This is a genomic window from Bacillus cereus group sp. BfR-BA-01381 (genome assembly GCF_022663555.1).
Lineage (GTDB): Bacteria > Bacillota > Bacilli > Bacillales > Bacillaceae_G > Bacillus_A > Bacillus_A pacificus.
Window position 1 is genome coordinate 24,732 of the sequence record NZ_JAKUFR010000052.1, and the last position, 11,589, is coordinate 36,320.

The window sequence follows — 11,589 nt, forward strand, 5'->3', positions numbered from 1 at the left end:
AATTACGTTTGGAAGGGGATGTACAAGAGTTGGAAAAAAATCTTAAGAAAGACCTCAAAATACGCCATATTACAATGATTTCAATTGGTGGCGTAATAGGAGCTGGTTTGTTTGTTGGAAGTGGGGCGGTTGTACATTCAGCCGGACCAGGTTCTATCGTTTCATATGCATTAGCAGGACTTCTTGTTATTTTCGTTATGAGAATGCTTGGGGAAATGGCAGCTATTAACCCGACAAGTGGGTCATTTGCAACATATGCAAGAGAAGCAATTGGTCCATGGGCCGGTTATACAATTGGGTGGCTATATTGGTTTTTCTGGGTAATTGTTATTGCAATAGAAGCCACAGCAGGTGCTGGTATTATTCAATACTGGATTCCAGAAATCCCGCTTTGGTTATTAAGCCTAATATTAACGATTTTATTAACATTGACGAATGTTTTTTCGGTGAAATCATTTGGAGAGTTTGAATATTGGTTTTCTTTTATTAAAGTAATAAGTATCGTTTTGTTCCTTTGTCTTGGACTAGCTGTTATTTTAGGGTTTGTACCAGGAACGGAAGCACCTGGCACTTCGAATTTAGTAGGACAAGGAGGATTTATGCCAAACGGTATAAGTTCGGTGCTACTTGGAATTACTGTCGTTATATTTTCATTTATGGGGTCTGAGATTGTTGCAGTAGCTGCTGGAGAATCTGCTGAACCTGTAAAAGCAGTAAAAACAGCAACAAATAGTGTAATTTGGCGTATTCTCGTATTTTTCATTGGATCTATTGCTGTAGTTGTTACACTTCTTCCATGGAATTCAGCGAACATACTAAAAAGTCCGTTTGTAGCGGTACTGGAACATATAGGGATACCAGCGGCAGCACAAATTATGAATTTTATCGTTTTAACAGCTGTACTTTCTTGTTTAAATTCTGGTTTATATACGAACTCAAGAATGCTTTTTTCAATGGCAGAAAGAGGAGATGCTCCAAAGGCATTTTTGAAATTGAATAGTAGTGGTGTTCCAGTTCGGGCCGTTTTATTCGGAACGTTCTTCGCTTATATTGGAGTTGTTTTTAGTTACATATCTCCAGATAAAGTCTTTTTATTTTTAGTCAATGCATCTGGTGGAATTGCGTTACTCGTTTATCTCGTTATAGCTGTTTCGCATTTAAAGATCCGTAAAAAAATGGGGAAAGTAGAACAACAAAATTTGAAAGTGAAAATGTGGTTTTTCCCGTATGTAACGTATGTTACAATTGCCGCTATTATAGCAGTTTTAGTTGCGATGCTTGCAATTGAATCTTTACGTTCACAAGCACTTTTGACGATGCTTGTTACTGTTCTTATAATACTTTCTTATTTTATTTTTAATAGAAATAAAAATAGTACAGTATCGAATACTACAAGTAAGAATGAGGAATCTGTTCGATTCTAATTTCTTGTTTTCGAAGAGAGTTACACCCAATCATTGCTATAAAAGAATCATATATAATCATAGAAATGAGTAATTACTATTGTCATAGTGAATATAAACTTTTTTCTTGACTTTTTATACGAAGGCGAGCAGAATGGTAAAAAAGGAAGGGGGGATGACGATGGAAGATTACGTATTAGAGCTGTATAACCTGTTATATACGACAGAATGGCAAGATATTGTTTCGTTTCTAGGAATCGTATTTTGTATGAAAATTGTAATTGTATATATGGAAGAGCAAGGTATGTTCTATTCCTTCTCATCCCCGTTCGATATGCAACGCGAGCCGTTGCTGAACTATGCCAAGGTAAATTACGAACAATTTCCTTTTGTATTTTTCTTTATGATTCGATTTATTACAGCAATTGTAAAGAAAAAGGAAAGTGACGATGAAGAGTGCCACTCAACTTGTAATATAGCGAATGTTTTTTAAGCTAAATACAAGGAGGAGATTTATATGTGGTTTCGATTTCTTATGATTGGTTTCTTTTCATTAACAGCAATTTCTTTAATGGGATATCAAGTGTCTGAAATTTTTCAAGCATATAGCGATACATTTTTTAACAAAAACTAATCGCATTGCTATTTGAATAATAAAGCGATAAAATCCTTCTTAAGAAGTTTTATTAAGAAGGGTTTTTTTTCTTTGTTTTGTCTTGCTGTGTCAAACTATTGTCACATTTACACTGTGAATAGTATGTTAAAATAGTGAGGTTACGTATACATATTTGAAGGAAGAGGGAGTGACCATTTTGGTGGATCAATCAACAAATCAGAAAAGCTATGCTCCTATTGTGATAACGCTTTCTGTAATTGTAAATGCGATTATTTTATTTTTGTTCTTTGGACCTGTTGGCTATGAAGGAGAAGTACATTTTGATGTAACGATTTTACCAATGTTAAATGCAATTTTTAATAGCTTTACGTTCGTATTCTTATTAGCAGCTCTATACTCTATTATTAAGAAGAATGTGAAAATGCACCGTGGTTTCATCCTGGCAGCATTTACGACGACATTGCTATTTTGTGTTTCTTATTTATCGTATCATTACTTAGCGCCGGCAACACATTTTGGTGGAGAAGGATTCATTAAATATGTGTATTTCATCATTTTAATTACACATATTATCCTAGCAGCAATTATTGTGCCACTTGCATTATTTGCACTTGTATTTGGTTTTACAAATCAATTAACACGTCATCGTAAAATTGTACGTTGGACGATGCCGATCTGGTTATATGTAAGTTTATCTGGTGTTATTGTTTACTTAATGATCTCACCTTATTATCAATAAAAAATCCCAGCCTATAGGCTGGGATTTTTTCGTTAGGCAAATATTTTTGTAAAATGAAAAAAATATGGTATACAAAAGTATAGTTGCTTTTCATATAGAAGGGATGGTAAAGGGATATGCAAAATTTTGTATTTCGTAATCCAACGAAACTTATTTTCGGTAAAGATCAATTAGAACAGTTGAAAACTGAAATTCCACAGTTCGGTAAAAAAGTTCTTCTCGTATACGGGGGAGGCAGTATTAAAAGAAACGGTATTTATGATAATATAATTTCTATTTTAAAAGATATAAATACAGAAGTATTTGAATTGACAGGCGTTGAACCGAATCCGCGTGTGTCGACTGTAAAGAAAGGAATTCAAATTTGTAAAGAGAATGGTGTTGAATTTATTTTAGCAGTTGGTGGAGGAAGTGTAATTGACTGTACGAAGGCAATTGCTGCTGGTAGTAAGTACGATGGAGATGTGTGGGATATTGTAACGAAAAAAGCTTTTGCTAGTGAGGCATTACCATTTGGTACTGTACTTACGCTTGCAGCAACAGGATCTGAAATGAATGCTGGTTCTGTCATTACAAACTGGGAAACGAATGAAAAATATGGCTGGGGTAGCCCAGTTACTTTCCCGCAGTTTTCAATTTTAGATCCGGCCCATACTGCGTCTGTGCCGAGGGATCAAACAATTTACGGTATGGTAGATATTATGTCGCACGTATTAGAGCAATATTTCCATCATGGAACAAATACAGAATTACAAGATCGTTATTGTGAGTCTGTTTTAAAAACAGTAATTGAAACCGCTCCTAAGCTTTTAAGTGATTTAGAAAGTTATGAGCATAGAGAAACTATTTTATACTGCGGTACTATGGCGCTAAACGGTATTTTAGCGATGGGAGTAAAAGGAGACTGGGCAACACACAATATTGAGCACGCAGTTTCTGCGGTTCATGATATACCACACGGAGGTGGCCTTGCGATTTTATTCCCGAACTGGATGAAGCATGTTGTAGATGAAAATGTAAGTCGTTTTAAACAATTCGCTATTCGTGTATTCGATGTGGAAACAGATGGAAAGACTGATCGAGAAATTGCGTTAGAAGGAATTGAGACGTTACGTCAATTTTGGACTTCAATTGAGGCACCAGTAACGTTATCTGATTATGCTATTGGAGAAAATGAAATTGATGTAATGGCGGATAAAGCGATGGCTTATGGCGAATTTGGTAACTTTAAAAAATTAAATAAAGACGATGTTTTAAGTATATATAAAGCTTCCCTATAAGTGAAGCGAGTAAAGGAACCCATTTGATATAACAATCCAATGGGTTTCTTTTTTGTTGTTTATAACTGTTAATGACTGTTTTTGATTATTTATGAATGTTTGCGGTTGATTTTTGTGATCGTTTTCATTATACTGTAATCAAAGAAGAGGTGAATAAAATGTTAACTCCTGAACGTCATCAAATGATATTGCAACTTGTAAAAGAGCAGAAGGTTGTTAAATTACAACAATTAGTAGAAATAACAGAAAGCTCTGAATCAACAATTCGTCGTGATTTAGCGCAATTGGAAAAACAAAGGTTATTAAAAAGAGTTCACGGTGGTGCAGCTGTTTTAACAGGCAAAGGACAGGAGCCAACGATGGTTGAAAAATCATCCAAAAACATTCAAATAAAACAACAAATTGCGAAGTATGCGGCTAACGTTGTGGAACAAGGTGATTGCATTTATTTAGATGCAGGAAGTACAACATTTGAAATGATTCCATTTTTAATAAATAAAGATGTTACCGTTGTTACGAATGGACTTATGCATATTGAAGCTTTAGTTGAAAATAATATTCGTGCATATTTACTAGGCGGAATGATGAAGAGTAGGACGAAAGCTTTAATCGGTGCAATGGCGCAGGAAAGTATGCAAAAGTATCGTTTTGATAAATGTTTTTTAGGAGCGAATGGTGTACATGAACAGCTTGGTTTTACAACACCAGATCCAGAAGAGGCATTTTTAAAGCAAATGGCATTAGCATTAGCAAATGAAGGATATTTCTTAATTGATGAAAGTAAGTTTTCGGAAGTGGCGTTTGCGAAAATTGCCAATGTGGAAGAGGCAAATATTATTACAAACCATTTAGAAATTGATTTAGAAAAATATAAAAGACAAACCAATGTAATTGAGGCTGATAAACAATGATCTATACAGTAACTTTAAATCCATCTATTGATTATGTAGTACAAGTTAATTCCCTTGATTTAGGCGCAGTAAATCGAGCGGAGAAAGATATGAAGTTTCCTGGAGGAAAAGGAATTAATGTTTCTCGCGTTCTTCATCGTTTAGGTGTGGAAAATGTAGCGCTTGGATTTACTGGTGGATTTACCGGTCGATTTATTAAAGATGTATTACAGACAGAAGGTGTAATAACAAACTTCATCCAAGTAAATGAAGATACTCGAATTAACGTGAAAATAAAAGGACGAGAAGAGACAGAATTAAATGGACAAGGTCCTAGTGTGACTAAGGAACAATTTGAACAATTAATGAAACAAATTGAAAGTATGGAGCAGGGAGATTGTGTTGTACTAGCTGGAAGTGTACCAGCGTCTATCCCAACTACTTTTTATCAATCAATCGCAGCGTTCGGAGCTGAAAAAGGCATTCGTGTAGTAGTAGATGCAAGTGGTAGTGCCTTGCAGCATGTAGTTAAAAATAAACCATTTTTAATAAAGCCTAATCATCATGAACTTGGTGAGTTATTCGGAGTAGAGATTTCCACAGTAGAAGATGTTTTACCATATGGAAGAAAATTAGTTGAACAAGGTGTAGAGCATGTTATCGTATCAATGGCCGGAGATGGGGCTTTATTATTTACGGCAGAAGGTATATATGAAGCAACTATTCCAAAAGGTGTTGTAATTAATTCGGTTGGGGCTGGAGATTCTCTCGTTGCGGGATTTGTAGGAAGATATGAACAGACAAAAGATATTGAAAAGGCATTTCAATATGGCGTTGCAACAGGGAGTGCAACAGCATTTTCAGCCGATTTATGTGAAAAGGAAAAAGTAGAAGAATTATTGTCGCAAGTAATTGTAACTAAGCGATAGGGGGAAGCACATATGAAAATTACAGAACTATTAAAAAGGGATACAGTTATTATGAATATGACAGCTTCAAATAAAGAATCTGCCATAGATGAGTTAGTTGAGAAATTAAACGGGGCCAATCGTTTAAATAGCAAAGCTGAATTTAAAGAAGCTATTTTAAAGCGGGAGTCACAAAGTACAACCGGCATTGGTGAAGGAATTGCTATACCTCATGCGAAAACAAAAGCTGTTAAGCAACCAGCGATTTGTTTTGGTAGAAGTGTAAGCGGTATCAACTATGAATCGCTTGACGGACAACCTGCGCATTTATTTTTTATGATTGCTGCAAGTGAAGGGGCGAATAATACACATTTAGAAACGTTATCACGCCTATCTACACTATTAATGGATGAAGAGTTTCGTAAGCAATTGTTAGAAGCAAAGGATGAAGAAGAACTTCTTCGTTTATTTGATGAAAAAGAAAATGAAAAAGAAAAAGAAGAAGAAGAGGTTGAAGTTGCAAAACCAGAAGGGAATGAACCGTATGTATTAGCTGTTACAGCTTGCCCGACTGGAATCGCTCACACATATATGGCTGCAGATAGCTTGAAAGCAAAAGCAGCAGAGCTAGGAATCGCAATTAAAGTTGAAACGAACGGATCAACAGGTATAAAAAACGGTTTAACGAAAGAGGATATTGAACGCGCAACGGCTATAATTGTTGCGGCAGATAAACAAGTAGAAATGAACCGTTTTGCTGGGAAACATGTTATTCAAGTGCCAGTCGCTGATGGGATTAGAAAAACGGAGACACTTCTTAATCGGGCTGTAAAACAAGATGTACCAATCTTTAAAGGTGTAAAAGAGGATGGAAAGGTAGAAAATACGGAGAAAGAAAAAGGATTAGGAATTTATAAGCATTTAATGAACGGCGTAAGTAATATGCTTCCATTCGTTGTTGGTGGCGGGATTTTAATTGCGCTAGCGTTTTCGTTTGGTGGTATAAAAGCAGAAGGTCCTTTAGCTGAATTGTTCATGTCTATTGGAGGAGGGGGAACAGGGGCATTTCTATTCCTTGTACCAATTTTAGCAGGATTTATTGCTAGTTCTATTGCTGATCGTCCTGGTTTTATGCCTGGTGTTGTCGGAGGATTTTTAGCGGCACATGCGAATGCTGGATTTTTAGGTGGATTAATTGCTGGTTTCTTAGCCGGATATGTTGTATTAGGGCTAAAAAGATTATTTTCAGGATTACCAGTGCAGTTAGAAGGAATTAAACCTGTATTGTTATACCCGGTCTTTGGATTGTTGATTACAGGAGTTGTTATGCAAAAAGTAGTAATTCCGCCTGTAGTAGCATTGAATGAAATGTTAACAGGATGGTTAAACGGTTTGAACGGTACAAATGCTATATTACTAGGTCTTATTTTAGGTGCTATGATGGCGATTGATATGGGTGGTCCAATTAATAAAGCAGCATTTACATTTGGTATTGCGGCAATAGAAGCGCGGAACTTTGGTGTACACTCAGCAGTTATGGCTGGTGGTATGGTACCGCCATTAGCGATTGCATTCGCAACAACATTCTTTAAATCAAAGTTTACTGAAGCAGAGCGTAAATCTGGTTTAACAAATTATATTATGGGGGCATCGTTTATTACAGAAGGTGCGATTCCATTTGCAGCAGCAGATCCGGTTCGGGTAATTGTTAGTTGTGTTGTCGGTTCAAGTATTGCAGGTGCATTATCAATGTTATTCCAAATTACATTACCGGCACCGCATGGTGGATTGTTTGTTATCGCTTTAGTAAATAAACCAGTGTTATATATTTTCTCGATATTGATAGGGGCAGTTGTTTCTGCTCTTATGATGGGGATTTGGAAAAAGAAAGTTAAATAATACGTGTAAAGGGAGTAGCTTTTATTAGCTGCTCCCTTTTATTACAAAAAAGAAGGTTAATAATTGGAGAATGATGAATTTTGGTAAAATATGTAATGAAATATGATTTTTTTGTAACAAAAAAGTAATACTGTAATTTTTTCTGGAAAAAATTCTGGTGCTTGTATGTGGAAAATATATGAAAACTATTGAAGGTTCTATTAGAAATGGGATTCATTAATATGGAAATTTATGTTACAACTCATTAATCGCATATTACGAATGGTTTGTAATTGTGTGATTTCGAAAAATCCTAAAAATCTGTTGCTATAATGAAAATACGAAAACAAAGCAAATGGAGGCTATTCATGAAAAAATTATTAGGTATAGCAACGGCGGCAGTTTTTGGTCTTGGGATTTTTGCAGGTTCTGCGAAAGCCGAAACGATTGTAACAACAGACGTATTAAATGTTAGAGAAAACCCAACTGTAGAGTCTAAGCTTGTCGGTAAAATGTTAAGTGGAAATAAATTAGATGTTGTAAATACAGAAAACGGATGGACAAAAATTAAATTAAATGGTCAAGAAGCGTTTGTAAGTGCTGAATTTACAAAAAGTACATATTATGTGACGGCGGGTTTGTTAAATGTTCGCGCTGGAGCGAATACTGAATCAGAAATTATTGGTAAACTGAATAAAAATGATGTAATTGAAACGACAAATCAAGTTCAAAATGAATGGTTGCAATTTGACTATAATGGAAAAACAGGATATGTTCATGTGCCATTTTTAACAGGGACGGCACCTGTAATTGAAAAGAAAGAAGTTGTAACGCAAGAAGAAGCGCCGGAAAGAGTAAATACGCCGGTTAAAAGTAATAAAGTAGTTAAGAGTAAAGAATCTGTTAAGAATGTAGAATCAAGTAAACCTGTGGCAAAACAGCAGTCAACTACGAAACAAGTTGCGAAATCTAATGAAACAAGTGCACCTGCTGGTGGACGTGAAATAACGGTAGAAGCGACAGCATATACAGCAGATCCGAGTGAGAATGGTTCGTATGGTGGTCGTGTATTAACTGCAATGGGGCATGACTTAACAGCGAATCCAAATATGAAAGTAATTGCTGTTGATCCTAAAGTAATTCCACTTGGATCAAAAGTATGGGTAGAAGGATATGGAGAAGCGATTGCTGGAGATACTGGTGGGGCGATTAAAGGAAATCGTATTGATGTTTTAGTTGGCTCAGATGGTAGTGCGAATAGCTGGGGGCGCAAATCTGTAAAAGTGAAAGTGATAGAGTAGTGTATATGTATTAATATAAAAGGCGGTTGCTTGAAAGTATGTAAGCAACCGCCTTTTATGGATTATTGAAAAGGGTAAATAGTTTTACCTGTAATAATTTTATATGCACTGCAAAATTGGTTTTGTATATACTCTGTATCTTTATTTTCTAGATGTAATGTTGTTTCTTGGAGAGTAGAATGAAAAGAACGTAGTAAACAATTTAAGGCGAAGTATAATTCTTCTTGTGAACAATTGTGTTCTTTTGTAGCAGTAGCTAAAATAAGGTCTTTTGTTAAAGATGAAAAATTGATAGTGGATTGTTTCATAGTTAACTCATCCTCTCGAAGGTATTTTTAATCATGTATATGCGGAATTGGACAAACTATGTTCTTTTTTATTTATAATTTCATGTACCGTAATGAAAGAACTTGCAATCATGTCGTTAAAATTGGTAAGATTGGATATAATCAATAGATGGAGTACATTACATAAAGAGAGTTGAATGATATGGGAGAATTGCAACGTGAAAAAGTTGCTGTCATCATTGGACCAACTGCTGTTGGGAAGACGAAGTTAAGTATTGATCTTGCCAAAGCGTTAAATGGTGAAATTATAAGTGGAGATTCCATGCAGATTTATCGTACGATGGATATTGGAACCGCAAAGGTGACGAAAGAAGAGATGGACGGAATTCCACATTATATGGTTGATATAAAAAATCCGGAAGAATCATTTTCAGTTGCCGAATTTCAAGAACGTGTTCGTAAGCATATTCGCGAGATTACAGAGCGTGGTAAATTGCCGATTATCGTTGGTGGAACTGGTCTGTATATACAATCTGTTTTATTCGATTATCAGTTTACGGATGATGCTGGTGATGTTATATACCGAGAACAAATGGAAAAGTTAGCATTAGAACGTGGTGTGGAATATGTACATAAGAAATTACAGGAAGTAGACCCAGAAAGCGCTGAGCGTATTCATGCAAATAATGTACGCCGTGTCATTAGGGCGTTAGAAATTTTCCACACGACGGGTGAAAAAATGAGTAATCAACTTGAAAAACAAGAAAACGAGTTATTATACGATGTTTCCTTAATTGGCTTGACAATGGATCGTGAAATGCTATACGATCGCATTAACTTACGAGTTGATATAATGATGGACCAAGGTTTATTAGAAGAAGTAGAAGGGTTGTATAATCGAGGGATACGAGATTGTCAATCTATTCAAGCGATTGGGTATAAAGAGATATATGATTATTTTGAGGATCGTGTCTCTTTAGAAGAAGCGGTATCACAATTAAAGACGAATTCACGTCGTTATGCAAAACGTCAATTAACGTGGTTCCGTAATAAGATGGATGTCACATGGTTTGATGTTACAGACGGTGAAAAAACGTCAGAAATTTTACGATACATAGAAGGAAAGCTACAACTAAAGTCGAATAATAGTAAGTAGAGAAAAAGAGGAGGATTCGACATGAAGCAATCAATCAATATTCAAGATCAGTTTTTAAATCAACTCCGTAAAGAGAATACGTTTGTTACGCTGTACTTATTAAATGGTTTCCAGCTTCGTGGATTAATTAAAGGATTTGATAATTTTACAGTCCTACTGGAAACAGAAGGTAAGCAACAGCTTATTTATAAACATGCAATTTCTACATTCGTACCACAAAAAAATGTTTCAATTGAATTAGAGTAGTAATAAATTATTGTACATAACAAAAAAAGAGCGAGTTTCTCGCTCTTTTTTTATTTGCCATAAACAATAAATAGTGAAATTTAAGCGATTCTAAATACAGTTAGACGAATGTTAGTGTTTCCTGTTGCAGGGATCGTAATCTCGTTAAGAGTAGATTGGACAGAAATGTTTGCGCCGGCAGTTAACGTTTCGATTGTAGTGAATGAAAGTGAGTCGCCTATTAAATTTGAAGAGAAGTTGTCAGTTGCGACTGCTCCATTTATTGAAATTCCTACTCCAAGTGGCGCACATCCTGGTGCAGTTGTAGAGATGGATACGCTAATTACATAAATACCACCGTTGATAACAGTAACTGTATCTGTGCCGTTGAAGATAATGTTGTTTACGTTAATTGCAGTATTAAAAATGAAGTTATTAAATTGGAGTACTGTTTGTTGAATGTTGTTTGTTACAACAATTGTTGCTACAGGGAAGCTAGGTCCAGTAGGCCCAGTAGGTCCAGTAACTCCTATACCAGTAGCACCTGTTGGCCCTTGAATACCTTGAGGTCCCGTAGCACCGGTAGCGCCCGTGTTACCTTGGACACCCTGAGGTCCAGTGGCACCCGTAGCACCCGTGTTACCTTGAGGTCCCTGAGGTCCCGTAGGTCCAGGAGGCCCACCAGAAGGTCCCGTAGGTCCGGTAACTCCTATACCAGTAGCACCCGTTGGCCCTTGAGCACCCTGAGGTCCCGTAGCGCCGGTAGCGCCAGTAGCACCAGTGTTACCTTGAACACCTTGAGGTCCCGTAGCGCCAGTAGCACCAGTAGCACCAGTAGCACCAGTGTTACCTTGAACACCTTGAGGTCCAGTAGCGCCAGTAGCACCAGTAGCACCAGTGTTACCT

Annotated in this window: 12 protein-coding genes; 10 read left to right on the plus strand and 2 right to left on the minus strand. The window is 36.3% G+C overall.

Features of this window, described 5'->3' with window-relative positions; all coding sequences use genetic code 11:
- The first annotated feature begins 29 nt into the window (after positions 1 to 29).
- The 8 genes from gabP (at position 30) to entD (ending at position 9,015) form a co-directional block, all read left to right on the plus strand.
- Entirely contained in the window at positions 30 to 1,424 is a 1,395-nt protein-coding gene (gene gabP, locus MR079_RS17815) for a GABA permease (protein ID WP_074608257.1), read from the plus strand.
- A 133-nt stretch (positions 1,425 to 1,557) separates the two neighbouring features.
- Complete coding sequence (locus MR079_RS17820; protein ID WP_016718270.1) at positions 1,558 to 1,896, plus strand: hypothetical protein; 339 nt, start codon at positions 1,558 to 1,560, stop codon at positions 1,894 to 1,896.
- A 319-nt stretch (positions 1,897 to 2,215) separates the two neighbouring features.
- On the plus strand, positions 2,216 to 2,758 hold the full coding sequence (locus MR079_RS17825) for a DUF420 domain-containing protein (RefSeq protein WP_000228316.1): 543 nt from the start codon (positions 2,216 to 2,218) through the stop codon (positions 2,756 to 2,758).
- A gap of 116 nt (positions 2,759 to 2,874) precedes the next feature.
- Positions 2,875 to 4,038, plus strand: a complete 1,164-nt coding sequence (locus MR079_RS17830) for an iron-containing alcohol dehydrogenase (RefSeq protein ID WP_139867077.1) — start codon at positions 2,875 to 2,877, stop codon at positions 4,036 to 4,038.
- Between the two features lie 158 nt (positions 4,039 to 4,196).
- Complete coding sequence (locus MR079_RS17835; protein WP_139867079.1) at positions 4,197 to 4,949, plus strand: DeoR/GlpR family DNA-binding transcription regulator; 753 nt, start codon at positions 4,197 to 4,199, stop codon at positions 4,947 to 4,949.
- A complete protein-coding gene (pfkB, locus tag MR079_RS17840; RefSeq protein WP_139867081.1) occupies positions 4,946 to 5,857 on the plus strand; it encodes a 1-phosphofructokinase in 912 nt (303 codons plus the stop codon). Before MR079_RS17835 ends, pfkB begins: the two co-directional genes overlap by 4 nt.
- A 12-nt stretch (positions 5,858 to 5,869) precedes the next feature.
- Positions 5,870 to 7,735, plus strand: coding sequence for a PTS fructose transporter subunit IIABC (locus MR079_RS17845; protein ID WP_242294382.1), 1,866 nt, complete (start codon positions 5,870 to 5,872; stop codon positions 7,733 to 7,735).
- Between the two features lie 347 nt (positions 7,736 to 8,082).
- Entirely contained in the window at positions 8,083 to 9,015 is a 933-nt protein-coding gene (gene entD / locus MR079_RS17850; protein ID WP_242294383.1) for a cell wall-binding protein EntD, read from the plus strand.
- A gap of 62 nt (positions 9,016 to 9,077) precedes the next feature.
- Here the strand turns inward: entD and MR079_RS17855 are convergent, their stop codons facing one another.
- A complete protein-coding gene (locus tag MR079_RS17855; RefSeq protein ID WP_139867087.1) occupies positions 9,078 to 9,323 on the minus strand; it encodes a hypothetical protein in 246 nt (81 codons plus the stop codon).
- Positions 9,324 to 9,504: 181 nt separating this feature from the next.
- Between MR079_RS17855 and miaA the strand changes: the two genes are divergently transcribed.
- Complete coding sequence (miaA, locus tag MR079_RS17860; RefSeq protein WP_139867090.1) at positions 9,505 to 10,458, plus strand: tRNA (adenosine(37)-N6)-dimethylallyltransferase MiaA; 954 nt, start codon at positions 9,505 to 9,507, stop codon at positions 10,456 to 10,458.
- 21 nt (positions 10,459 to 10,479) lie between these two features.
- Positions 10,480 to 10,704, plus strand: a complete 225-nt coding sequence (gene hfq, locus MR079_RS17865) for an RNA chaperone Hfq (RefSeq protein ID WP_000813896.1) — start codon at positions 10,480 to 10,482, stop codon at positions 10,702 to 10,704.
- Between the two features lie 80 nt (positions 10,705 to 10,784).
- Here hfq and MR079_RS17870 read toward each other — a convergent pair.
- Positions 10,785 to 11,589 (minus strand): Gly-Xaa-Xaa repeat protein (locus tag MR079_RS17870; RefSeq protein ID WP_242294384.1); only part of this gene is annotated, 805 nt, incomplete at its 5' end.